At 62.2% G+C, this 22,434-nt stretch carries 37 protein-coding genes and 1 tRNA gene; 29 read left to right on the top strand and 9 right to left on the bottom strand.

All coding sequences use genetic code 11. From position 1 onward, the window contains the following. The first annotated feature begins 391 nt into the window (after positions 1 to 391). The 26 genes from JHD67_RS03110 to JHD67_RS02990 all read left to right on the top strand — a co-directional run bounded on the left by JHD67_RS03110 (position 392) and on the right by JHD67_RS02990 (position 11,147). Entirely contained in the window at positions 392 to 823 is a 432-nt protein-coding gene (locus JHD67_RS03110) for a hypothetical protein (RefSeq protein WP_199097189.1), read from the top strand. A gap of 124 nt (positions 824 to 947) precedes the next feature. After that, entirely contained in the window at positions 948 to 1,313 is a 366-nt protein-coding gene (locus JHD67_RS03105; RefSeq protein ID WP_199097187.1) for an SLOG family protein, read from the top strand. A gap of 40 nt (positions 1,314 to 1,353) precedes the next feature. After that, on the top strand, positions 1,354 to 2,157 hold the full coding sequence (locus tag JHD67_RS03100; protein WP_199097185.1) for a hypothetical protein: 804 nt from the start codon (positions 1,354 to 1,356) through the stop codon (positions 2,155 to 2,157). A 161-nt stretch (positions 2,158 to 2,318) separates the two neighbouring features. Continuing rightward, complete coding sequence (locus JHD67_RS03095; protein WP_199097183.1) at positions 2,319 to 2,729, top strand: hypothetical protein; 411 nt, start codon at positions 2,319 to 2,321, stop codon at positions 2,727 to 2,729. 3 nt (positions 2,730 to 2,732) lie between these two features. Next, entirely contained in the window at positions 2,733 to 2,936 is a 204-nt protein-coding gene (locus tag JHD67_RS03090) for a hypothetical protein (protein WP_199097181.1), read from the top strand. Positions 2,937 to 2,945: 9 nt separating this feature from the next. After that, complete coding sequence (locus tag JHD67_RS03085) at positions 2,946 to 3,125, top strand: hypothetical protein (protein WP_199097179.1); 180 nt, start codon at positions 2,946 to 2,948, stop codon at positions 3,123 to 3,125. Position 3,126: 1 nt separating this feature from the next. Then, a complete protein-coding gene (locus JHD67_RS03080; protein ID WP_199097177.1) occupies positions 3,127 to 3,426 on the top strand; it encodes a hypothetical protein in 300 nt (99 codons plus the stop codon). A gap of 88 nt (positions 3,427 to 3,514) precedes the next feature. Next, complete coding sequence (locus tag JHD67_RS03075; RefSeq protein WP_199097176.1) at positions 3,515 to 3,700, top strand: hypothetical protein; 186 nt, start codon at positions 3,515 to 3,517, stop codon at positions 3,698 to 3,700. Positions 3,701 to 3,715: 15 nt separating this feature from the next. Next, positions 3,716 to 4,942, top strand: coding sequence for a DNA-directed RNA polymerase (locus JHD67_RS03070; protein WP_199097174.1), 1,227 nt, complete (start codon positions 3,716 to 3,718; stop codon positions 4,940 to 4,942). An 82-nt stretch (positions 4,943 to 5,024) separates the two neighbouring features. Then, on the top strand, positions 5,025 to 5,300 hold the full coding sequence (locus JHD67_RS03065) for a hypothetical protein (RefSeq protein WP_199097172.1): 276 nt from the start codon (positions 5,025 to 5,027) through the stop codon (positions 5,298 to 5,300). Continuing rightward, complete coding sequence (locus tag JHD67_RS22590) at positions 5,300 to 5,425, top strand: hypothetical protein (RefSeq protein ID WP_255556674.1); 126 nt, start codon at positions 5,300 to 5,302, stop codon at positions 5,423 to 5,425. The genes JHD67_RS03065 and JHD67_RS22590 overlap by 1 nt, the downstream gene beginning before the upstream one ends. A gap of 163 nt (positions 5,426 to 5,588) precedes the next feature. Next, positions 5,589 to 6,335 carry an AAA family ATPase gene (locus JHD67_RS03060; RefSeq protein WP_199097170.1) on the top strand — a complete coding sequence of 249 codons (747 nt, stop codon included), beginning with the start codon at positions 5,589 to 5,591 and terminating at the stop codon, positions 6,333 to 6,335. Between the two features lies 1 nt (position 6,336). Then, a complete protein-coding gene (locus JHD67_RS03055) occupies positions 6,337 to 6,552 on the top strand; it encodes a hypothetical protein (protein WP_199097168.1) in 216 nt (71 codons plus the stop codon). Between the two features lies 1 nt (position 6,553). Next, entirely contained in the window at positions 6,554 to 6,781 is a 228-nt protein-coding gene (locus JHD67_RS03050) for a hypothetical protein (RefSeq protein ID WP_199097166.1), read from the top strand. Then, entirely contained in the window at positions 6,778 to 7,152 is a 375-nt protein-coding gene (locus tag JHD67_RS03045; RefSeq protein ID WP_199097164.1) for a hypothetical protein, read from the top strand. Before JHD67_RS03050 ends, JHD67_RS03045 begins: the two co-directional genes overlap by 4 nt. A 1-nt stretch (position 7,153) precedes the next feature. Beyond that, the gene (locus JHD67_RS03040; protein WP_199097162.1) at positions 7,154 to 7,357 is read left to right on the top strand and encodes a hypothetical protein; all 204 of its coding nucleotides are present in this window, start codon (positions 7,154 to 7,156) and stop codon (positions 7,355 to 7,357) included. After that, positions 7,357 to 7,995: a hypothetical protein gene (locus tag JHD67_RS03035; RefSeq protein ID WP_199097160.1), complete on the top strand. Its 639-nt coding sequence runs from the start codon at positions 7,357 to 7,359 to the stop codon at positions 7,993 to 7,995. The genes JHD67_RS03040 and JHD67_RS03035 overlap by 1 nt, the downstream gene beginning before the upstream one ends. A 333-nt stretch (positions 7,996 to 8,328) precedes the next feature. Further along, entirely contained in the window at positions 8,329 to 8,754 is a 426-nt protein-coding gene (locus JHD67_RS03030) for a hypothetical protein (protein WP_199097158.1), read from the top strand. A 111-nt stretch (positions 8,755 to 8,865) separates the two neighbouring features. Further along, entirely contained in the window at positions 8,866 to 9,312 is a 447-nt protein-coding gene (gene dut, locus JHD67_RS03025; RefSeq protein WP_199097156.1) for a dUTP diphosphatase, read from the top strand. A gap of 11 nt (positions 9,313 to 9,323) precedes the next feature. Further along, positions 9,324 to 9,491: a hypothetical protein gene (locus tag JHD67_RS03020; RefSeq protein ID WP_199097154.1), complete on the top strand. Its 168-nt coding sequence runs from the start codon at positions 9,324 to 9,326 to the stop codon at positions 9,489 to 9,491. Positions 9,492 to 9,625: 134 nt separating this feature from the next. Beyond that, the gene (locus JHD67_RS03015; RefSeq protein ID WP_199097152.1) at positions 9,626 to 10,042 is read left to right on the top strand and encodes an antirestriction protein; all 417 of its coding nucleotides are present in this window, start codon (positions 9,626 to 9,628) and stop codon (positions 10,040 to 10,042) included. Then, entirely contained in the window at positions 10,039 to 10,305 is a 267-nt protein-coding gene (locus JHD67_RS03010; protein WP_199097150.1) for a hypothetical protein, read from the top strand. The genes JHD67_RS03015 and JHD67_RS03010 overlap by 4 nt, the downstream gene beginning before the upstream one ends. Then, positions 10,305 to 10,532, top strand: a complete 228-nt coding sequence (locus JHD67_RS03005; protein WP_199097148.1) for a hypothetical protein — start codon at positions 10,305 to 10,307, stop codon at positions 10,530 to 10,532. Before JHD67_RS03010 ends, JHD67_RS03005 begins: the two co-directional genes overlap by 1 nt. Then, on the top strand, positions 10,529 to 10,723 hold the full coding sequence (locus tag JHD67_RS03000; protein ID WP_199097146.1) for a hypothetical protein: 195 nt from the start codon (positions 10,529 to 10,531) through the stop codon (positions 10,721 to 10,723). Before JHD67_RS03005 ends, JHD67_RS03000 begins: the two co-directional genes overlap by 4 nt. Then, on the top strand, positions 10,723 to 10,926 hold the full coding sequence (locus tag JHD67_RS02995; protein ID WP_199097144.1) for a hypothetical protein: 204 nt from the start codon (positions 10,723 to 10,725) through the stop codon (positions 10,924 to 10,926). Before JHD67_RS03000 ends, JHD67_RS02995 begins: the two co-directional genes overlap by 1 nt. A 2-nt stretch (positions 10,927 to 10,928) precedes the next feature. Beyond that, on the top strand, positions 10,929 to 11,147 hold the full coding sequence (locus JHD67_RS02990) for a hypothetical protein (RefSeq protein WP_199097142.1): 219 nt from the start codon (positions 10,929 to 10,931) through the stop codon (positions 11,145 to 11,147). On the opposite strand, the gene JHD67_RS02985 is transcribed toward JHD67_RS02990, so the two are convergent. The 4 genes from JHD67_RS02985 to tpiA form a co-directional block, all read right to left on the bottom strand. Then, a complete protein-coding gene (locus JHD67_RS02985; protein ID WP_199097140.1) occupies positions 11,144 to 12,133 on the bottom strand; it encodes a site-specific integrase in 990 nt (329 codons plus the stop codon). The two genes, JHD67_RS02990 and JHD67_RS02985, sit on opposite strands and share 4 nt — an antisense overlap. Positions 12,134 to 12,299: 166 nt before the next feature. Then, a tRNA-Leu gene (locus JHD67_RS02980) sits at positions 12,300 to 12,384 on the bottom strand. 11 nt (positions 12,385 to 12,395) lie between these two features. Next, positions 12,396 to 12,842 carry a preprotein translocase subunit SecG gene (gene secG, locus JHD67_RS02975; RefSeq protein ID WP_199097138.1) on the bottom strand — a complete coding sequence of 149 codons (447 nt, stop codon included), beginning with the start codon at positions 12,840 to 12,842 and terminating at the stop codon, positions 12,396 to 12,398. Between the two features lie 24 nt (positions 12,843 to 12,866). Next, positions 12,867 to 13,616 (bottom strand): triose-phosphate isomerase, encoded by a 750-nt coding sequence (gene tpiA, locus JHD67_RS02970; RefSeq protein ID WP_199097136.1) that lies wholly within the window; start codon positions 13,614 to 13,616, stop codon positions 12,867 to 12,869. Positions 13,617 to 13,738: 122 nt separating this feature from the next. Between tpiA and JHD67_RS02965 the strand changes: the two genes are divergently transcribed. After that, positions 13,739 to 14,554, top strand: coding sequence for an SDR family oxidoreductase (locus tag JHD67_RS02965; RefSeq protein ID WP_199097134.1), 816 nt, complete (start codon positions 13,739 to 13,741; stop codon positions 14,552 to 14,554). Positions 14,555 to 14,819: 265 nt separating this feature from the next. On the opposite strand, the gene JHD67_RS02960 is transcribed toward JHD67_RS02965, so the two are convergent. The 4 genes from JHD67_RS02960 to orn form a co-directional block, all read right to left on the bottom strand. Beyond that, complete coding sequence (locus tag JHD67_RS02960) at positions 14,820 to 15,755, bottom strand: isopenicillin N synthase family oxygenase (RefSeq protein ID WP_199097132.1); 936 nt, start codon at positions 15,753 to 15,755, stop codon at positions 14,820 to 14,822. A 98-nt stretch (positions 15,756 to 15,853) separates the two neighbouring features. After that, the gene (gene glmM / locus JHD67_RS02955; protein WP_199097130.1) at positions 15,854 to 17,206 is read right to left on the bottom strand and encodes a phosphoglucosamine mutase; all 1,353 of its coding nucleotides are present in this window, start codon (positions 17,204 to 17,206) and stop codon (positions 15,854 to 15,856) included. A gap of 57 nt (positions 17,207 to 17,263) precedes the next feature. Next, on the bottom strand, positions 17,264 to 18,172 hold the full coding sequence (folP, locus tag JHD67_RS02950; protein ID WP_199097128.1) for a dihydropteroate synthase: 909 nt from the start codon (positions 18,170 to 18,172) through the stop codon (positions 17,264 to 17,266). A gap of 22 nt (positions 18,173 to 18,194) precedes the next feature. Further along, positions 18,195 to 18,755 (bottom strand): oligoribonuclease, encoded by a 561-nt coding sequence (gene orn / locus JHD67_RS02945; protein WP_199097126.1) that lies wholly within the window; start codon positions 18,753 to 18,755, stop codon positions 18,195 to 18,197. A 126-nt stretch (positions 18,756 to 18,881) separates the two neighbouring features. Here orn and sbcB point away from each other — a divergent pair, with 126 nt between their 5' ends. Beyond that, positions 18,882 to 20,330 (top strand): exodeoxyribonuclease I, encoded by a 1,449-nt coding sequence (sbcB, locus tag JHD67_RS02940; RefSeq protein ID WP_199097124.1) that lies wholly within the window; start codon positions 18,882 to 18,884, stop codon positions 20,328 to 20,330. Positions 20,331 to 20,355: 25 nt separating this feature from the next. Continuing rightward, positions 20,356 to 21,042, top strand: a complete 687-nt coding sequence (locus JHD67_RS02935; protein WP_199097122.1) for a DUF2461 domain-containing protein — start codon at positions 20,356 to 20,358, stop codon at positions 21,040 to 21,042. Positions 21,043 to 21,311: 269 nt separating this feature from the next. On the opposite strand, the gene JHD67_RS02930 is transcribed toward JHD67_RS02935, so the two are convergent. Further along, positions 21,312 to 22,223 (bottom strand): LysR family transcriptional regulator, encoded by a 912-nt coding sequence (locus JHD67_RS02930; RefSeq protein ID WP_199097120.1) that lies wholly within the window; start codon positions 22,221 to 22,223, stop codon positions 21,312 to 21,314. Positions 22,224 to 22,434 lie beyond the last annotated feature (211 nt).

Raw genomic sequence — 22,434 nt, 5'->3', positions numbered from 1 at the left:
AAAGCACGTCGCCGCGCAGCTTGGCTGCGTGTAGGCGTCGTAATATATTTCGCCGCCTTTGCTGCGATGTGCGCTTTTATTGGGTGGCCGGAATGAGCCGCCATGCCGAATTTTACTGGCACGCACAGCATTCGCGGGAGGCAATCGCTGCAAGAGAATCGTTGAGGATCCAGTCTCAGCGGGCTCGCAAGAACTTGAGGCAGTACAAGCAGAATCGGTGCACCAAGGGCATATGGTCCCGGCTGATCTCTCTCTTCAACTAAGCGCGTAGCGCATGTGGCGGTCCCCGGCTCGACTGGGGGCCGCCTATTTCGTGCTGCGTGCGTCGGGCTTCGCCCGTGATGGAGCAAAGCGCATTCCGTGCTTGCCCACTTGAATAGGAGATCTGCCCATGTCCGTTCTGAACAACCTCCGCAATGACGTCGCCGCTGCTTCCGCCAAGGCCGCAGCTACCGCCAACGTCACGCCCATCGCCGATCGCAAGCACAGCGATTTCTGGCTGAACATCGGCATCACGATTGATGGTCCCGATGGTGAGCCGCTGTTCGTCTCGCTGCCCGTCGGCCTCGCTCTCGATGACATGAAGCCGCAGGCCATCAAGGGCACGAACCAGGATTGGATCAATCTGGCCCAAACGAAGAACGCGCTGCTGGAAGCCCTCCAGAAGCACGCTGCGTCCATGGAGCCGGGTGCCCGTCAGCCGATCGACTGCTTGCAGGTTGAGCTGTATCGCCGCAATGAGCCGGCGCAGCACGGCACCACCGAAGGCAATCCGCTGGTCGCCTCTCTTATGGCCACCTTGGCCGGGAAGAAGGCTGCGTGATGTCCCACGTACACCTCTGTCAGCACATCGACAGAGGTGTGCTTTTTCACTCTGGGATAGACCGCAACACCTAAATACCAGCAGTTAACTCCAAGACCCATTCTGACTATAGGCAACCTAAACCATGAAAATCATCGTGGCCGGTGGACGCGACTTCGCAAACATCGAACTCATGCACGACCACATCACCCATCTCGTACAGCACGGATGGATGGCCGACGACAGCACGCTCGTGTGCGGTATGGCCAGGGGTGCAGACATGCTCGCGTACACCTTGTGGACCGAGCGCTACGACAACCCGGTCGAGAAGTTCCCCGCTGACTGGGATCGTCTTGGCAAAGGCGCCGGCTTCATCCGCAACAGGCAGATGGCCGAGACCGCCGACAAGTTGATTGCCTTCTGGGACGGCAAGTCCCGCGGCACCGAGCACATGGTGCAGACCATGCAGACGCTCGGCAAGCCCGTACACATCGTGCGCTACCAGGTCTGACCTGGGCGCACACCTATTCACCAAACAGGGAGTATCAACGATGGACTTCGAGAACCAGAAAATGCTCGAGGTGATGTTCAACGACAAGCAGACCTTTGCGCTGCTGCGTCGTGAGCTCACCGCCGACGCCACCGTGCTGGCCACGATCGAGCGCAGCGGACTCAACCATGAGTTCGCCCTCGATCTGCTGAGCCAGATGGTCCTGCACAAGCGGGCCAATGTGCCCACCATGATTGGCCTAATGAAGGGTCACTTCAGCTCCTTGCAGGAAACGGCCAACGCACTGGAGGCAGCTGCTCATGCTGACCTGGTCGACTTTGACCCAACCACCGAGCAGTTCATTCTGGTCTTCGACGTCGACGCTGATACCCAGCAGCTCTTGCGTCAGTACCAGTACCTGCCGCCCATGATCGTCCCGCCGCTGGAGGTCACCTCCAACCGCGGCTCGGGCTACATCACTGTCACCCACGACAGCCTGCTGTTGAAGGACAACCATCATGACGGCGATCTGTGCCTGGACAGCATCAACCGGTTCAACCGGATCCCACTGCGAGCCAACCTGGACGTGGTCCGGAAGATCCGCAATAGCTGGAAGAGCATCGACAAGCCCAAGACGGACGAGACCTTCGAGGACTACCAGAAGCGCCTCAAGGCCTTCGAGCGCTACGAGAAGGACTCCTTCTTCACCATCGCCCTCATGGCCGAGATGGGTAACCGGTTCCACCTGACCCACAAGGTGGACAAGCGCGGGCGTACTTACGCGCAGGGTTACCACATCACTACGCAAGGCAACTGCTGGAACAAGGCAGTCGTCGAGCTGGCCGAACCGGAATATGTGCTGTGACCACAGCACCTCATGGACGCTCCACTCTAAACAAGCAGTTGCCTATGGGCACCGGAGCACATTGATGTACCAGTTTGATGTCCTTTCCCTCCTGCCACTTCAGACGCCGGAGGACAGCCGCTCGTTCGGTTCGCATAACACCTTTATGAGGGCGCCGCCTGATGCCGCATAACATCAAATACCTGCGCGATTCTGCCGGACGTCCACTCGACCAGGACGACATCGAGCGCGAGTGCGCAGCCATCATCAAGGTGGACTGCCCGCTCTGTCGCGCACCCAAGGGAAGCCACTGCGCGAGCATGGCCAACACCATCGTGTGGCCACCGCACCTGACACGCATGGATGCCTACACCCACCGGCTTGATCCCTACGACGACTGGCCGGAGCCAGCCCGCGCAATCACCAAGCCCATGCAGTACGTGAAGAACGTCTCTCTTTCCGACCCGTCGACCAATATCAGGCCCTCACGCCTGTTGTGGAAGACGCTCGTGGAGCACGGCCTACACATCACCAACGAATACGGTCGCCCCTTGAACAGGGGGACCGATGACCCCCAACGAAAGGAGGATTGACCCATGGTAAACGCAACAACGAAACGTGCATTGCAGTACGTGAAGAACACCAACGGAGGTGCATCTGTGATGCACTTCATGGATGACCACGAGCCCGTGGGCATTCAGATCTGGGGCACGTTGACCCAGCAAAAGCTCGTCACCACCGATGAGCACGGCAAGATCTTCCTGACACAGGAAGGCGAACTCGCCTTGTTGGGGGCATGAGCCATGGCCATGACCCAATCGGAGTACCTCACCGTGCGCGGCACCCAATGCCCGTACTGCCATAGCCAAGATGTCGAAGGCAGCGAAGTAGACATCAATGAAGGCGGCGCCACCCAGGAGATTGGCTGCAACACCTGCAACGCAGAGTGGATCGACACCTACACCCTCACCGGCTACATGGAGGTGTGAGATGGCTGAGCCCAACTTCGCCGAGAACCAGGCGCTCTGGGATAGCGACAACCCGCCGCTGCGGATGTGCTATCGCAAGGGTGCAGAGCACAAGGCCTATGGCTGGGCTGCGAACAAGCTCACTCGCTTGAGCCAGGCGCACCAGGATGCGTACGCACGTGGGTACGCCGGCGAGCCCATGACCTTCCATGCGTGGAAGGAACAGCAGCTCATCGAGGACAAGCAGCAGCTTCGTCCACGCCACTGGTACTGGGCCGCCTACGGTCGCTATTGCCAGTCCGCACGTAACTCACAGGGGTAACCCCATGCAACGCAGGCTTTCACGCAAGCGGCCTCAGTTGAGGCCGCATCAGTACCGGCTGCGCCTACCAAAACCGTACGTCGAGCCAGTGATCCATCCACAGAGGGCTCACCTTGTCTTCTACGACGGGCTCTGGCGGCTGTTCCGCAGTCGCTGGAAGAGCCAATGGCGCACACATCCCTGCATAGCCGCGCACATCAGCGGCAAGACCATCGCTGAGGTCAAGCAACGCTTGGCCAAGGCACACGACCGTCATCGTTATCAGTATTTCTAGTTCAGGAGAATCCTCATGCAGCACTTCACCGGTTTGCAGTACCTCAAGATGGACATCGCCGCATCGTTCGGCTTCGACAAAGTAACGTGGAACGAGCGTCTGGAATGGTTTGAGGCTAACAAGGCTGACCTGCTGCATGATCCTGTTCGCGCTGCCGCCAAGGCAGACGAACCTGCTCAGGCGCTGGCCGGCATCATGGCATTCCAGGACGTCGAGGCAGGCAAGCCCATTGCCTACCTATGCGGCCTCGATGCCACGGCCTCTGGCCTCCAGCTCCTGTCGCTCCTCAGCGGCTGCGAGCGCAGCGCCAGCATCTGCAACCTCATCGACACCGGCCGTCGTGAAGACGCCTACACCGCCACCTACAACCACATGAATGCCCAGCTGGGCACCGATGGCACGATCCCGCGCAAGGACGTCAAGGCCAGCCTGATGACGCACCTGTACGGCAGCAAGGCGGTACCGAAGCGCACCTTCGGCGAAGACACCCCTGAGCTGCGCGCGTTCTACTCCGCGGTCGAAGAACTGATCCCGGGAGCCGATGCCCTTAACCGTGACCTGATCACGCTGTGGAACCCGGAAGCCATGTCCATGGAATGGACCCTGCCCGACGGCTTCGAGGTCGTGATCAAGTCCATGGTCACGGTCGAGTCCGACGTCACGTTCCTCGGTACCGTCTATGCGGTCACCGAGAAGGTGCAGGCACCGAAGGCCACCAGCCTGTGCATGGGCGCCAACATCGTGCACTCAATCGACGGCATGGTCGTGCGTGAAATGGGCCGCCGCTGCAACTACAGCGCCGAGACCATCAACGCCTTTCAGGAGCTCTACTACACCCGCACCACCGGTGGGCAATCCACCGCACGTGTCATGGACGTGCAGCTGCTCCGTCTGCTGCACCTGGCTGACATGACCGGCTTCGTCTCGGCCGTGATCTTCGAGTACGTCGACCAGGCGAACTACGGTCTGGTGTCACCGGACATGCGCGAGAAGCTGATCCAGCTCATCGACACCATGCCCAACACCAGCTTCCCGCTGATCTGCATCCACGACTGCTTCAAGTTCCACCCGACCTACGGCAACGACGTGCGTCGCCAGTACAAGCAGATCCTCAGCGAGATCGCGGCATCGGACATCCTACCGTCGATCGCGTCGGAGATCACCGGCCGCACCATCACCGTCAACAAAGCCTCCGCGCAACTGCCGGCCAAGATCTTGGCCAGCGATTACGCAATCTGCTGATGCTTTCCCAATTGCCCTCACCTCCTACATGGAGGTGGGGGTTCTTTTTTTGCTTTGTCCCTTCACCACTAGAGAACCTGCCATGAAAGTTCTGGTCTTCGGCGGAGGCCGCCACGCTGGTCAGCTCATCGCTGCATTACTGGCAGCTGAGGCTCTGCGCAAAACACCTGTGGTCGTCGTCGTCGACGAACCAGCGAAGCTCACCGGCTCCAGGGGATATGTCGTTCTCCTTGATGAGCTGACCGACATCACACACGTGCAATTCCCCCACTTCCCTGAGCCCGACACCTGCGACCGCCGCCGGCGCAGCAAAGGTGACAAACACCGCAACCGCAAGCACCGCTGGGGCGCCAGCTGATGGAACAGATCACCTACCTCGGCTATTGCGCACTCGGCGGCGCACGGAACCCGCGCCTGATGAGCAAGGCCGTCTACCTCGGCAAACACTTCCACCACTGGACCTACTGGTTGAGGACTGCCTGATGGGATACGGCCCGATCGTCAACGGCAAGCAAAAACCCATCACGCCTTGGGAAGGTTCCTGGGCACAGCAGCAACAGATCAAGACCTGCCCGACGTGTCCGCACGGCCGTGGCTTCTACTGCCAACTTTGCTGGCCACGCCAGCCCAACACACGGAAATGACCATGATCCCCGAGCAGCAGGAAATCGCCCGCACCATCAACCACCTCTTCGATGTCTTCATCAACAGCGAGTGCGAGATCCGTCCGCACTTCTTCCTGACGGGGCCGTCTGGTTCCGGCAAGAGCTACCTGATCCAGACCATCGCCGAGCAGAAGGGTGCCGCGTACTTCGAGATCAACGCCGCGCAGCTGACAAAGGAAGGCTTCAGCGGCAACAGCCTCAGCAAGGCCATGCGCCCGCTGATCAACAGCTGGGATCGCCCGACCATCGTGTTCGTCGACGAGTTCGACAAGCTGCTCAACCAAAATGGCGGCAGCATGGAGCACACGCTCGGCGTGCAGGATGAGTTCCTCAAGGTGCTCGAAAGCACGCACGTGTCGATTTTCACTGACTACGGCAAGTACCAGGCCTACGAGGGAAACCGCGTGCTGTACGTCTTCGCCGGCGCCTTCGGTGGCCAGGACAAGATGACGCTGGATGACCTGCGTGAGCGCGGCCTGCGCACCGAGTTCGTGGGTCGTGTGGGCCTGGTTTACAACACCCAGAAGATCAGCCTCGACAGCATGCTGCAGCTGGTGCCCAAGGCCAAGCTGCTCACCGAGTACCTGAAGCTCTATCCCAAGATCCAGAAGAACCAGGTGATCAAACACGTGTCGACCAAGCTGCGCGAGATCTATCGCGACAGCACCATCGGCCTGCGTGCGATCAACACGCTGCTGCACCAGCACTTCCTCCAGAAGCAGGACTGACATGCGCCAGATCGACAAGTTCAGCGCGCATGAAACGTTCACCGGTGAGGACGGCGACAGCCTCCGCGTCAGCTACGACAACCGCGGTGAGCCGTACCGCGAGGGCATCACCTTTGCCTTCGAGGAAGGCACCAAACACGTTGACGTCTTCATCGATAAATACGAGGCGCTGCGTCTGGCCGACCTCATCACCAAGCTCTATCCACCCAGGAACTGACATGGCCCACAAGGAAACTTGGTATTGCAATACCTGCGGCGGGCTGGATGTTCGCCACGACGCTGTCGCGCGATACAACCCGGAGACAAGCGAGTTCGACAACATCGCCGTGCTCGACGATACCTGGTGCGAAGACTGCATGGAGGCGTCCAGCGGGGAGAACGTTGGCGACCCTGCCTTCGGTATCCCCGGTGTGACCAACGAGTGCGAAGACGGGGAGCTGACATGAGCAACGCACACAGCAAACTGCGGCATGCCGCCGAGATGGTCCTGATTCGTTCGGACGATACGACCAGGGCCAATCTCAAGAGTGCCATCGACGAAGCGCTCCTCGCTGAGCTGCGCGAAGAACGCCCTGCCATCGTCATCGTCATGGAAGACGGCGTCATCCAGGACGCCATCACTACCGTGCCCATGGACTGCATGGTCATCGACTATGCGCCGGTCGCCGAGACCAACCCGGACCAATTCATCAAGGTGGACTGGGGCGAAGGTCGGTCTTCAGAGGCCGTGGTCTCCCTGACGGAGCCGGAGGTACATGCCGACTACGTCGTAGGCCGCCTTAAGGCCTACCGCGACTCCAACGGAAAGGAATGCTGAGATGTTTGAAATCTACACACGAGATCCGGGGCGCACCTGCCCCGACTGTGCATCCGCTGGCTACCTGCGCTACGCCGAGATCCCTGAGAGCACGTTGACCTACACCAAGGACGGTGAAGAGTTCACCGAGCACATGGGTGAATCCCGTGACTACCGCTGCATGGACTGCGACTGCACGTTCATCCTGACCGAGTGGAGCGAGTGATGGACAAGCACGAACCTACGCTAGATCGCTTCCTCAAGGACGTGGGCAACCACCAGATGGAAGTCATCCGCGATGACGGTGTCCATCGCCATCTGCGCTTTCGTGCGCCTGGTTGCAGTGCGTACTGGTTCGACATCCTCACGTGGCCCGGTGCCCTGTGTATCGACGGGGACTGCGGATCGCACGTGTTCCGTCGCTTGACGGACATGTTCGAGTTTTTCCGCGCCACGCCTCGCGACGGTGAGGAACCAGGCACCTACATCAACGCCGGCTACTGGAGCGAGAAAGTGGTCAGCGGCGGTAAGGGTTACGACAAAGGCCTGGAAGAGTTCGTGCCGGAAATATTCCGCAGCCAAATCGTCCGCTGGTACCGCGACTACTTCCGTGACTCGGGTCAGTTCACCGAAGCCAAAGAAGGCTTCCAGCAGTTGCGCGAAGAGGTGCTGGGCATGGCCGACGATGGTGAGCACGCAGCCATGGCTGCCGCCTATCACTTCCAGATCGAGAACACTCACCACCGTCCGTTCGAGGACATCTCCACGAGCGCTTTCAAGCGATACACCTGGCACTTCATCTGGTGCCTGCGTGCGATCGCCTGGGCGATCCACCAGTACGACAGCCGCCCGGTCGAGGCCTAGTGTCTCGGCCGGTGAGCCCGGGAGTTTGTACGATCCGTCGATGGGACATCGACGCGACACCAACCTGCTAGGGCCAGCGGCCGTCTGTAACGGCTGCGGGCACAGCTGCATGACTTTGAACCAGGCGGGGCAAGCATGCCCGCGATGTGGGCAGGGTGACCTGATCCATCGACGCTTCTGGTTCACCAGGGAATGCCCACGCTGCCACTGGTCCCCCGGACTGCCATGCAACGTCTGCTACGGCACCGGCTTCACCGCCATCCCTCGAGAAGACATCACCATCGAACAGCTGCGGGAATACCACCCGCATGTCGACTTCATTCAAGGAACCTCATGAACACCCCAACCGTTGGCGATACCGTCAGCCTGCGCCGAGCTGATGTCGAAAAGCTCATCCGTTTCGCTATGAACCACGCCGGCAACGGTGTGAACTCGTCGGCGAAAGATGCTGCCATACGCCTGCATGACCGTATCTCGAACCAGCCCGAGGGCAGCAATAACACGCCCGAGGGGATGGTCTCTCTCCCCCTCGGCCACAGCTTCCTCGTACACGGCAGCGTCGATGCGATCATTCACGCACAGTCGTGCCTTCTGATTGACTCCACCCACCCGGTGGAGAGCCAAGACAACGCACGCTACTTCCAGCGCCTGGCCGCCCAGAAGCAAGCCGAAGCGGACAAGCTGGCCATTGCCCTACTGCGCACCCGCAACGCCCTACGCACGACGCTGGGGCGTCTGGAGAGCATCGACACCCTGTAACAACTCCATCATTTGTTGTTGGAGTCCATCAATTGCTGTATGTTGCGCCCCAGCTGGCCAAGGCCAGTTTGTTTTGTGGTTCCTACACCACCAATCCACAGGGGTTCACTCATGCAGCAAATCCGCTTCACCACCCGCTTGCCCACGGCGAAGGCTCCCACCAAGGGAACCGAGCAGGCAGCGGGTCACGACCTGTACGCCGCCAAGATCGATGTCGACTGGAACAACCACCACCTGGTCGTCGACACCGGGCTGAACGTCTCGTTCGACCCGAACCACGTGATGCTGGTCTTCGGCCGCTCTGGCCTGGCCAGCAAGCACGGCATCCGCCCGGCCAACGGCGTGGGCGTCATCGACGCTGATTACCGCGGCCCGCTCAAGGTCGTGCTGCGCTCGGACAAGCTCAAGTTCTCCGAGCTGGTCGACATGATCCGTGTCGGCGATCGCATCGCCCAAGCCCTCCTCCTTCCCATCCCGGCCGCCAGCTGGGAAGCCGTGGCCGAGCTCGACGACACCGCTCGCGGTGAAGGTGGCTTCGGGTCCACCGGCACCAACTAAGAGACTCCCCCATGGACAAGCTCATCCCGACCATCGTCGTCGCCTGCATGCTTGCCTGGATCACGCACATCGTCGTGTGCCTGGCCCAGGCCAAGATCGGCATCCTGATCGCCGGCGCCCTCCTCTTCCCGATCGGCATCATCCACGGCTTCTACTGCTGGGTGAGCTGGTTGTTCTGAGTTTGTAAGGAGCGGCTCGCAACTGAAAAACGATGCGTCCGTACCCCGAACCACCCAACGAACCAGCGAGGACGTGGGGATCCAACCGGGCCGATCGCTCCTTTCCCATTCACACCCATCTACTGAGAACAACCATGAGCGACGAGATCGAAGAGCGCGTCACCGCGACGGTGGTGCCTGATGAGAAGCGCCTGGCATTCCTCCCTGAGAAGCTGCCGGGCGCATACCTGAAGTTCGAGAACACGTGCTACGCCGTGCTCGATACCCAGGCTGCCGACTATCACGGTGGCATGTGGAACTTCTACGACCTGTCGAACGGCGGCTTCTACATCGCGCCCGCTGACTACGAGACGCTGCACATCGAGGTGATGACCAACGGCTACGAGGGAACGATGAGCGGCGACGCCGCCGGCATCGTGGCCTCTCTGTGTGCCATCAATCACCTGTGCTGGCGCCAGCCCAGCGAACACCACAACCGCATGTTCTACGCGCTGCGCGACTTCGCCCGCCAGCACGCAGAGTCGGCTGCCATCTTTGGAGCCATTGATTGAACAAGCAGAACTACACGCTGACGCTGGAACCAGCGCCCACCACACTGACCGCCGGGGATAACCGCCCGGCGGCCAATGACACCCCCGATGGTCTCTGGACCAGCGACGACTGCGCTGCGTACTTCAAGATCTCGCGCTGGACCTTCGTGAACCGGCTCAGTAAAAAGCCGGGCTTCCCGAAGCCCCACGTCGAAATGAGTCGTCGCATGCGTCGCTGGCTCCCGGAAGACATCAAGGACTACCAGACCCGACGAGGCCGCTGATGCGCTTCAAAAACAAACACGCTTACGGCCCCACCAGGGACGGCACGTACACCCTCGACCAGTGCGTCATCGAACAGGTCAACAACGAGCAGCGCGATGACACCATCCGGGAGTTGAGCGCCAAGCTCGACATGCTCACCCAGATCGTGGGCAGCATGACTGAGGTGCTCACCACCGAGCAGAAGACCTTGCTGGCACAGCGCTGGGGCTACGAGGTGGTGCCATGAAGGTTACCGTCGAGCAGGCCTATGCGGCTTGCAAGGTTGGTCGCATAACCCGTGACGAACCAAATGTCGCGGAGGTCACCGCCATGCAACAGCGCCTTCAATCGTTCGCTGATAACGCGCTTCCGGAAGGATGCGAGTTGCACGTCGAGAACGGTCAGGTCATCTGGCGCCAGCCCAAGGAGACTGCGTGATGACCCCACCGAAACTCAACCTGGTCTGCGTCCACATCGAGACCTTCGACGTGGACGTGAACCCCACCAACGATCCGTACTACGAGCGCATGGTGGAAGCCCCTGACGACATCATCGAGCAGGCCACCAAGGATCTGCTCGAGGCGCACAGCACTGAGTTCGAGCAGCGTGTCCGCCGCTTGATGATGGCGCGAGCACGATGAGCATGCCTGACCGTCTTGAGGTGTATGAGGGCAAGACCTTCCTGGTCTCCGTCAACACATCGCATGCCCCGATGAAGGGCGAAGGCATCTCCATTCGAGGCAAGTGGTACGTCGTCGTCAAGCGCAGCTATGCGATTGACTACGCGGACCAGCCTGACAGCCGGCAGATGTGCTGCAACATCGAAGTGAAGGCCCTCGAGGCGCCGAGCAAAGCTGGTTAACTGGCCAGCTTTGCTGCCATGTCCTCGGCAGACTCACGGTAGTAGATCAGCAGCGAGTTGATGTCGCGGTGCCCGATAGCCCGCGCCAGCTGCAGGACATCCAGTTTCTTCGATAGACGCCAGATCCCCTCGGAACGCGAATCGTGAAAGTGCAAATCGACAACCGGCAACGTGTCGCGGATCTTGCGCCAAAGCGCATCCCGCGATGCGTCCGTCGTACCGAAGCACGGCTCGCCCTCGATCACGGGCAGCGCTTTCATGATCTCGATCGCAAACGGTGTCAGCGGAACATCCCGCTCGTCCCCGTTCTTCGTCTTCGGCAGATGCACGAAGCCGCGATCCAGGTGAACCTCTGGCCAGGTCAGGCTGACCATCTCTCCCGAGCGCATCGCCGACTCGCAGGCCAGCAGAAACATCAGCCCCACGCGGGCGGTTTCCGTATCCCCATGCAACTGCGTGGTGATACCGAAGCCATGCCGCACCGATTCAATCTCCCCGGGCGTCACTCGACGCTTGCGGCTCTCTGGATCCTTCGGCGGCTTGAACCCCTTGAAGGGGTTGCTCGTCTTGGCCATCAGCTTCCAGTCTTCCCGGCAGCGACGGCACATGCCGCGGATCACGTTGATCTCGCGCCGAATGGTGGCGTCTTCGACACCCGCCTTGGCCCGGCGCTCCTTGAAGTCGTCCAGGTGATCGGAGTTGAGATCCGTCAGGCGCACCTTGGCAATCGGATCCTCCTGAAGACGCAGCGACCGACCAATGTCCGAGCGGCTCTTGCCCTCGTTGACGTAGGCCGTGTGCAGCTTCTTCAGCGCATCCTTGACGACCAAGCCCTGGCCCAACTGCGGCTTGCTGGTTCCCTCAGCCTCAACTTCGAGTGCCCATTGGGCCGCCTCGGCCTTGGTGTCGAACCGCTTACTGCGGCGCTGGCCGTGCACCAGCACCTGGACCTTCCAGCGTTTACCGTCTCGTTGAAAGCTGGCCATCTGGTGCGTCCTCTGGTGCAGTCGCTGGTGCAATTCCGGTGCACCATGGTGCAACTCAACGCAATTTCTTGCAACTCAGGGCAACAAAAAAGCCCCGCTAGGGGGCTTCTAAGTGCCTGTTTTATTCGGCATTTGCGATCATTGGCAACTGATCGCAAGTTTGTAATGGTGCCCAAGGGGGGACTCGAACCCCCACGCCTTACGGCGCTACCACCTCAAGGTAGTGCGTCTACCAATTCCGCCACCTGGGCAGGTGTCTTACTTAATTTTTCTTTGCCGGTTCCGTCGCGGCCGGGACATCGCCTGCGGGCTTGGCCGGAGCCGTTGCTGCGGGGACATCACTCTTCGCCGGGGCGCTGGCCTGCGGGACTTCCGCGTTGACCGGTGCGGCGGGCTGCGCATTCTGCGTCGCGGCCGGCTTATTGGCAAGACCCGACATCACACCGAGATCACCGCTGCCGTCGGACGACGACGAACCGTGATGGCCCAGGTAGATACCCATGCCAAGGCTGAGCGCGAAGAACAGCGCCGCCAACACCGCCGTAGCGCGGGTCATGAAGCTGGCCGAGCCACGCGCACCGAATACCGTTGCCGAAGCGCCGCCACCGAAGCCGGAACCGGCATCAGCACCTGCGCCGCGCTGTAACAGAATCAGCACGATCATCGCCGCGGCGATCAGAATGTAGAAAACGCTGAAGATGACGAACATGGTTCTCTAAAGAGTCCGTTGCGCTCAATGCGCCGCAGCGCAGATTCCCAGGAAATCGGTCGCTGTCAACGACGCGCCACCGATCAATCCTCCATCCACGTCCGACTGCGCGAACAAGTCCGCAGCATTCGCCGCTTTGACACTGCCGCCGTAAAGCAGCCGGGTCAGACGGGCAATCATAGCATCTTCTTTTTCGAGTTGGCTACGGATGAACGCATGAACGTGCTGCGCCTGCTCTGCGGAGGCCGTGTGGCCCGTGCCAATGGCCCACACCGGTTCGTAGGCAATCACCGCCGCATCGAAGCTAGCAATGCCGTTGTGCTCGATCACCGCCTGGAGCTGGCGCGCCACCACGGCCTCGGTGAGGCCGGCCTCGCGCTCGGCCAGGGTTTCGCCCACACACAGAACCGGGGTGAGGCCACCCGCGCGCGCCGCAGCGAACTTGCGCGCGACGAGTGCATCGCTTTCTCTGTGATATTGGCGGCGTTCGGAGTGACCGACCAATACCCATTGCGCCCCGACATCGGCCAACATGGCGGCGGAGACTTCGCCGGTATAGGCGCCCTGCCCGACATGCTCGCTCACGTCCTGTGCGCCAAAGCCCAGGCCCGAGCCCGCGTATTGGCCGGCCACTTCACCAAGGTATGGAAACGGAGGAAACACCGCCACGTCGATGGAACCGGGAAGCGCAGCCACGATGTCGCCTACCAAGGCCACTGCCATGCTGCGGCTACCGTGCATCTTCCAATTGCCGGCGACGAGTTTCTTGCGCATGTCCATGAATCCATTGCATGTAAACCCGAAAGCTTACCGATCGACCATGCCAGTGGCAATGCAGCACGGACAAGCCACTGTGAATACGGCAAAAAACAACAACACCACAAGGAGACCAGTTGATGCCAGCCACCCGACCACTCACCCTCATTACCGGCGCATCGGCCGGCATTGGCGCGGCCTTTGCCCGCGACCTGGCAGCCCGAGGGCACGACCTGGTGCTGACAGCGCGCCGCGTGGAGCGCCTTGAGGCCCTGGCCGATGAGCTGCGCCAACGGCACGGCGGCACTGTCACCGTGCTGCCCGCCGACCTGGCCCAACCCGACGCAGTAGGCCAGCTATGCCAGGAACTGGCCGCCCGTGGTCTGGCGGTGGACTGGCTCGTCAACAATGCCGGCTACGGCGTGCCGGGCACGTTCGAGGCTTGCGACTGGAGCGTGCATGCGGCGTTTATCCAGGTATTGATGACCGCCCCGGCGGAGCTGGCCTGGCGCCTGCTGCCCGGCATGCGCGAACGCGGTTACGGCCGCATCATCAATGTGGCCTCGCTGGCCGGCTATGTGCCGGGCTCAGCCGGGCACACGCTGTACGGGGCGAGCAAGGCGTACCTGATCAAGTTCTCGCAGTCGCTGGCGCTGGAAAATCGCCACCTGGGCATCAACGTGTGTGCGCTATGCCCAGGCTTTACCTGGTCGGAGTTTCATGACGTTACCGGCACGCGCGAGCTGATGAACAAGCTGCCAGGCTTTATGTGGCAGACGGCCGAACACGTGGTGCGCGAGGCTTACGATGCTGTGGAACGCGGCGAAGCCACGCATGTCACCGGCGGCGTGAATCGCTTTATCAAGGCGCTTACGAAACTGCTGCCCGATCGCCTTACGCTGTGGCTGTCGGCCCGCGAATCCAAGCGCTATCGCGCGCTGGAGGCGAGCGCCTGATATCCCGGCGACGTGGCGGGGCCGCACGGCTGCATGAAGTCGCTGGGCTCCTGCTTTCGCGGGAGTGAGTAGCTACGGCACCCGTTATTCGCTGGCGTACGTGCAGGCTGGCTGGGCGGCTATCGCAAAGACGACGCGCGGCCGGCATGGCGCTTAAAGATGCACTGAGCAATAAGCGTCATCGCCGCGAACGCGGGAATCCAGTGCCGTTAAGCCTTGAGGGCAACGGCACTGGATTCCCGCGTTCGAGGGGATGACGACCTTCTTAGATCAGCTTGATCTCGCGCAGGCGCTGCAACAGGTATTCGTGCGAGGTGATGCTGGTGTCATACCGGCTCGGATTCTCTGCGGTGATCGTCTGCGGCAGCGGATCGAGCACCACGTCCGGGTTCGGATGCAGGAAGTACGGCACCGAGTAACGCGGCTTGCGCGCGTTGTCGTTCTGCGGGTTCACCACACGGTGCGAGGTGGAAGGGTACACATGATTGGTCAGGCGCTGCAGCATGTCGCCGATGTTGACCACAATGGCATCGCCTTCGGTGGTTATGGGCAGCCACTCGCCTTCACGCGTGAGCACTTCCAGGCCTTCGGCGCTTGCGCCGACCAGCAGGGTGATGAAGTTGATGTCTTCATGCGCACCCGCGCGCACGTTGGGAATGTTTTCCTCGGTGATCGGCGGGTAATGAATGGGGCGCAGGATGGAGTTGCCCTGATCGATCTTGTCGTCGAAGAAGTGCTCCGGCAGGTCGATATGCAGCGCAAGCGCGCGCAGCACACGCGAGCCAAGCTGATCGAGCGCCTCGAACAAGCCGTAGCCGTTCTGCTTGAAGTCTTCCACCTCGGCCGGCCAGATGTTCGGCGGCATCACATCGGCGAACTGGGAGTCGCGCGGAATTTCGCGACCGATGTGCCAGAACTCCTTGAGGTCGGCGTACTTGCTGTCCTTGGCGGTTTCCACCTTGTACGGGGTGTAGCCGCGCGCACCGCCACTGCCAGGCACGTGATACTTCATCTTCACGTCGCTGGGCAGCGCGAAGAAGCGCTGGAAAGTGTCGTAGGCGCCGTCGATCAGCTCACGGGGAATGCCGTGGCCGCTGATGCAGCAAAAACCGAATTCGCGATACGCGGCGCCCAGTTCGGCGACGAAGGCGGCGCGATCGGTCTCGTAACGACGGATGTCGAGGGTCGGTACTTTCTTCATGGCTTGTCCACAGGTAGTGCGTGCGGTCCACTTGTCAGTCCGCCACCGCAGGGGCGGGGCACGTCGGGCCAATCCTTGGCGACCTGGGTGTTACAGGCTCACGAACGTTGAGCGGCGGATTTTACGACATCGGCCAGCCTTGCCGCCAACTGACGCACCTCGTCCTCGTTGGCGGCCTCCACGGTTACCCGTACCAGCGGCTCGGTGCCCGAGGCTCGCAGCACTACACGGCCACGGCCGGCCAATGCCTGCTCCGCCTCGGCGAGCGCCGCGCGCACGGCGTCGGTCTGCAGAGCCTCACGCGCACCCTCCGCGCGCACATTGATCATCACCTGCGGCATTTTGTGCAGGCCTTGGCGGGCCTGGGCCAGATCCTGGCCGCCGTCGACCAGCGCCTCCAGCACGGCCAGGGCCGACACGATGCCGTCACCGGTGGTGGCGCGATCCAGGCACAGAATATGGCCGGAGGTTTCGCCACCCAGGTTGCCACCGTGCGCCTTGAGCTGCTGCAGCACATAGCGATCGCCTACATTGGCGCGAATCAGCGGCACCTCGAATTGCCCCAGCGCCAGCTGCAAACCGTAATTGCTCATCAACGTGCCAACCACGGGGCCATGCAGCAGGCCGCGCGGATGCCAATTGCACGCAAGCACGTAGAGCAGATCGTCGCCATCGGCGAGCTTGCCGTTGCGATCCACCATCTGCACGCGATCGCCATCGCCATCGAAGGCAATGCCGATATCGGCGCCCTGCTCCACCACCGCTTGCTGCAGGGACTGGGGATGCGTGGAGCCAACGTCACGATTGATATTGAAGCCATCGGGCTTGTCGCCCAGCGTGACCACGTGCGCACCCAGCTCGGCAAAGACTTTGGGGGCCACCTGGTAAGTCGCGCCGTTGGCGCAGTCCAGCACTACATTGATGCCGCGCAAGCTGAAGTCTTCGGCCACGGTGGATTTGCAGAACTCGGCGTAACGCGTCACCGCATCCGCCACGCGAATGGCCTTGCCCAGCCGCTCGGATGGCACCGTGGTGAATTCCAGGTCCAGCTCCTGCTCGATGGCCAGCTCCACCTCGTCGGAGAGCTTTTCGCCATGGGCGGAGAAGAACTTGATGCCGTTGTCGTGATGCGGATTGTGCGAGGCACTGATAACAATGCCGGCATCCGCGCGCAGGGAGCGCGTGAGAAACGCCACGCCCGGCGTAGGCATCGGCCCCAGCAGCGCCACGTCGGCGCCAGCCGCCACCAGCCCAGCCTCCAGCGCGGATTCGAACATGTAACCCGACACGCGGGTGTCCTTGCCGATAAGCACCTTGGGCCGGGCATGCCCGTAACGCCCCAGCACCATACCCACCGCGCGCCCTAAGCGCAGCATGAAATCCGCACTGATGGGCCATTGCCCGACCAGCCCGCGAATGCCGTCGGTTCCGAAATACTTGCGTTGCGTCATTGCGTGCACTCCATGACGTCGCGACAGAACGTTGCGCGCCGCCAGTGATGAAAGGGGTTATTCGTCGTCCGGCCAGCGCGGCGCGGCCGGCTTGGCATCGCGACGCTCGGGCGCATCACCCTGCTGCACCGCATGCCATACGGCCAGGGCATCGACCGTGGCGGCCACGTCGTGCACGCGCACCATGCGCGCGCCGCGCTGCACGGCAATCAGGGCCGCCGCCACGGAGCCGGAGACACGCTCGGTCGGCACCTCGCGGCCGGTCAAGGCGCCAATCATGGATTTGCGCGACATGCCGACATAAACGCCGCTGCCCAGGCTGGCGAAGCGCTCCAGCGAGCGCAGCAGCGCCAGGTTGTGTTCCAGTGTTTTACCGAAGCCGAAGCCCGGATCGACCATCACTTTGCGTCGGTCGATACCGGCCAGTTCGCAGGCAAACAGACGATCCGTGAGAAACCGATGCACATCGCCCACCACGTCGTCGTAGTGCGGCTCCTGCTGCATGCTGCGCGGCTCGCCCAGCATATGCATAAGGCACACCGGCACACCAAGCTCCGCGACAGCATCCAGCGCACCCTCGCGCCGCAGGGCGTAGACGTCATTGATCATGCCCGCGCCTGCGCCCACCGCCGCGCGCATGACCTCGGGTTTGGAGGTGTCAATGGCCAGCGGCACGGAGGTGCGCGCAGCCAGCTGCTCCAGCACCGGCACCACGCGGCGCAGTTCGTCGTCCAGCGACACATCCTCGGCGCCGGGCCGAGTGGATTCGCCGCCGATATCGAGCATGTCCGCCCCTTCCTCCACCAGGCGCAAGCCATGCGCCACCGCCGCCTCGACGGTGTGGTGACTGCCGCCATCGGAGAAGGAATCGGGCGTGACGTTGAGAATGCCGACCACCCGGGGTCGATCCAGCCGCAGCGGGCGACCGGCGCAGTCGAGCACGGGAGCGAACAGGTCGATGGACATCAGGTTTCCCGGTCTCCGGTGGTCAGAATTCGCCGCCCAGCGCACCCATGAACTGGCGGTAGTAACGCAGTTCGTCGATGGAGTCGCGGATATCGGACAAGGCCGTGTGCGCCGACTCCTTGGCGAAGCCCTTGCTGATGGCTGGCGCCCAGCGGCGCGCAAGCTCCTTCAGCGTGGACACGTCCAGGTTGCGGTAGTGGAAAAAGCGCTCCAGGCGCGGCATCTGGCGGTGCAGGAAGCGGCGATCCTGGCAAATCGAGTTGCCGCACATCGGCGATTTGCCGGCCGGCAACCACTGCTTGAGAAACTCCAGCGTGGCCAGTTCGGCTGCGGCGTGATCGTCAGCGGAGGCCACCACCTGGTCCCACAGGCCCGACTTGCGGTGCTGGTTGCGGTTCCACGCATCCATGCCTTCCAGTCGGTCCAGCGGGTGATGGATTGCGAACACCGGACCTTCTGCCAGGATGCGCAGGTCCTTGTCGGTGACGATGGTGGCGATCTCGAGAATGGAGTCGTTATCCGTATCGAGTCCGGTCATTTCCAGGTCGATCCAGATCAGATTGTCTTCGTTGGCTTGGCTCATGCGCCCTCCTGGCGTTGAAGTCTAACAGCTGCCCAGCGGCCCCTACCGCGATTTTCGGCATGGGCAAGCCCCTGGGCCAGTGGCAACGCGTGGAGCCGGCGCGCAGGGGCATGCGATGATCGCGCCATGCAGACCTTCTTGTGGCACGACTACGAAACCTTCGGCGCCGACCCGTGGCGTGACCGCCCGGTGCAGTTTGCGGGCATTCGCACCACCATGGAGCTGGAGGTGGTGGGCGAGCCGGTGATGTTCTTCGGCAAGCCGCCGCGCGAAATGCCGCCGCACCCCGAGGCCTGCCTGATTACCGGCATTACACCGCAACAGGCCGAGCGCGAGGGCGTGATCGAGGCCGACTTTGCCGCCCGCGTGCACGAGCAGCTTGCCCAACCGGGCACCTGCGGGGTGGGCTACAACTCGCTGCGCTTCGATGACGAAGTAAGCCGGCAGCTGTTCTACCGGAACATGTACGAGCCCTACGGGCGCGAATGGGAGAACGGCAACTCTCGCTGGGACCTGATCGACCTGGTGCGCATGTGCCAGGCGCTGCGTCCGGAAGGCATCGTGTGGCCCCTCCGCGAGGACGGCTCACCCAGCTTCAAGCTGGAGCACCTGGCCACCGCCAATCACCTGCAGCAGGAGCGCGCCCACGACGCACTCTCGGACGTGTATGCCCTGATCGACCTGGCGCGACTGATCCGCGTGCGCCAGCCGCGCCTGTGGGATTGGCATTTCAGCCTGCGTCGCAAGCAACGCGTGTTCGAGATGCTGGATGTGGCCGCCATCACCCCTGTGGTGCACGTGTCCTCGCGCTATCCGGCCAGCCGTCATTGCGTGGCCGTGATCGCGCCCCTGGCGGCTCACCCAAGCCGCGCGGGCGAGATCATCGTCTACGACTTGGCCACCGACCCGTCGGAGTGGCTGGCGCTGGACGAAGAGGAGATCGCCGATCGCATATTCACCGCGCGCGCCGACCTGCCCGAAGGCGTGGAGCGCATCCCCTTGCGCACCGTGCGTGCCAATCGCGCGCCGGCCCTGGCGCCGCTCTCCACGCTGAAGGGCGTGGATCTGGAGCGACTGCAGATCGACCTGGAACGTGCGCAGGCACATCGTGACCTGCTGGCCGCCGCGGACGGGCTCGCCGGAAAACTCCGTCGCGTGTTCGCCCGTGCCGCCGACCTGCCACCCGCCGCCGACCCGGAGCTGGGACTGTATGGCGGCTTCTTGCCCGACGCCGACAAGCGCCTGCTCGCCGAGATACGCGCCACGCCGCCGGACCAATTGGGCCAGCACAGCTTTGCGTTCCGCGACCCGCGCTATGCCGAATTGCTGTTTCGCTATCGCGCGCGCAACTGGCCGGAAACGTTGAACGGCGAGGAACGGGCGCGCTGGGCCGCGTTCTGCAGCAACCGCTTGCTCAAACGCACGCCACTCACCCACCTTACGCTCGACGAGTATTTCGCGCGTATCGCCGAACTGCGTCTGGAGCCCGCCCACCAGGGCAAGCTCGCCATTCTCGATCAACTGCAAGCCTGGGGCGAAATCCTCGCCGCCGAAGCCACGCCACTTTCTGCCTGACGCCACTTTCTGCCTGACGCCACTTATGCCGACTGCCTATTTCTCGCCCGCCACGTTTCGCTACCTGCGCGCACTTGCCAACAACAATAGCCGCGAATGGTTCCAGGACCATAAGGACGACTATGAAAAGCACGTGCGCGATCCGTTTCTCGCCCTGATTGGCGACATGCAGGCACCGCTCAGCAAGATCAGCGCGCACTATCGCGCCGACGCGCGCAAGAACGGCGGCTCGCTGTTTCGGATTTATCGCGACACGCGCTTCTCCAACGACAAACAGCCCTACAAGCCGTGGCAGGGTGCCCGCTTCTTCCACGAGCGACGCCACGAAATTCCCGCGCCGTCGTTCTACGTGCACATCCAGCCAGGCGATTGCTTCGCCGGTGGCGGCATGTGGCACCCGGAATCGGATGCACTCAAGCGCATTCGCGCGTTCCTCGTCGATAACCCGGATGCATGGAAGCGCGCCACGCGCAGCAAGACGTTTCGCGAGCATTTCAATTTCTGGGGCGAATCGCTCACTCGACCGCCACGCGGCTTCGACCCCGAGCACGAATTGATCGACGACTTGAAGCGCAAGGATTTCGCCTGCGGCGAGGGCTTCGACGAAAAATTTGCCTGCTCCAGCGAGTTGCTGCCATGGCTGGTGGACACCTATAAGCGACTGGCGCCGATGATCGACTACCTGTGTGCATCACAGGAACTGGATTTCTGAGTGGGCGCGGCGCGCATCCGCGCGCCACGGATTCAGCCTTTGCATGCGACGGCATTGGATTCCCGCCTGCGCGGGAATAACGGGCAAAAACCAACGCCTCCCTAGAGCACGCTCTACCTTCGCTGGGGCGAAGTGCCCAGGGCGAAGCGTGCGACGTGACCAACACCCTGAGAGGCGCCGCACGCCGCAAGGCCGTCACCCCGGCAAAAGCCGGGGTCCGGCGACTTACCCTGATTCATCGGCGGGGGCTCGGTAGGCGCAGGCGCACCTCAGGCCGCCTCATCCACCAACCGCAACCCGGGCCGTTGCTTGGCAAGCTTGCGTAGTAGCACGGCGAAGTTCTGCAAATCTTCGTGCCACGGGGTGGCTTCGCGCCAATACAGCGCAATCTCGCGACCCGGCACCTGCCCTTTGAGCTTGGACAGTACGATGTCAGGCATGGAAGCCAGGCGATCATGTGCCAGCGCAGGCACCAATGCGTAGCCGCCACGCAGGCCGACGAGTGCAGCCAAGCTTTCCAGGCTCACATCCTGTACATGGCCGCCGCCAAGCATGTCTTCGCAATGACTTTCGGTCATCACGGTAGCTTCGCTGGCCTCCAGTTGCTCCAGCCCCACGCTGCGCTTGCCAGCCAAAGCGTGATCGGCACGAAACATGACCTCCCAAGGCTCGAAGAACAGCGAGCGCATGGCGGTACCACTGACCGGCGTTACGCGCGGCGCCAGCACGGCATCCAGCTCGCCCTCGTTCAAGCGACGCAGCAAACCTCGCGGTTTGCCTTCCGAGAGGCTCAGACGCGTACCGGGGAAATGCTGCGGGAACGGACCAATCAGATGCGGCAGCAGATACGGCCCCAACGAGGCCGGCACACCCAGGCGAAGCTCGCCGCCAAAGGCCACCTCACCTGCCCGCGCCACTTGCTGCAAGTGCTCGGCGGACGCCAATACGGCGTCGATCTGCTCCAGCAGACGCGCGCCACCCGCCGTCGGCACCACGCGACGACCGCCCCGCTCGAACAAGGGCGCTCCCAGCGCCTGCTCTACCTTTTGCACCTGATGGGACAAGCCCGAGGGGCTGATATGCATGGCCCGCGCCGCACTATTGAAGCTGCCGTGGCGACGCACGGCCTGCACCAGCATAAGGTCGCGCAGCGAAACTACCGATAGATGGGAAGAGATCATCCGCGCCCTGGGGCCTGCCGTGTGTCGAGGCGAAAGCATAAACGACTGGAGTGAGAACCGTCCCATCTGCGCGTGGAGACACGATCTATCCTGACGGGCGCCATCCTGATGCAAACCGGCTTGACGCGCCGGCGTGGTGAAGCTTGCGGCACTCCGTGCTTTACCGGCGCGCCCTCCAGCCCCTGCTTTCGCCACATCCCATCTCACCGCC

Origin of the sequence: Dyella sp. ASV21 (genome assembly GCF_016428975.1) — a bacterium.
Classification (GTDB): Bacteria; Pseudomonadota; Gammaproteobacteria; order Xanthomonadales; family Rhodanobacteraceae; genus Dyella.
The sequence above is the reverse complement of the archived record's forward strand: the minus strand, read 5'-3'. Positions and strand labels throughout refer to the sequence as shown.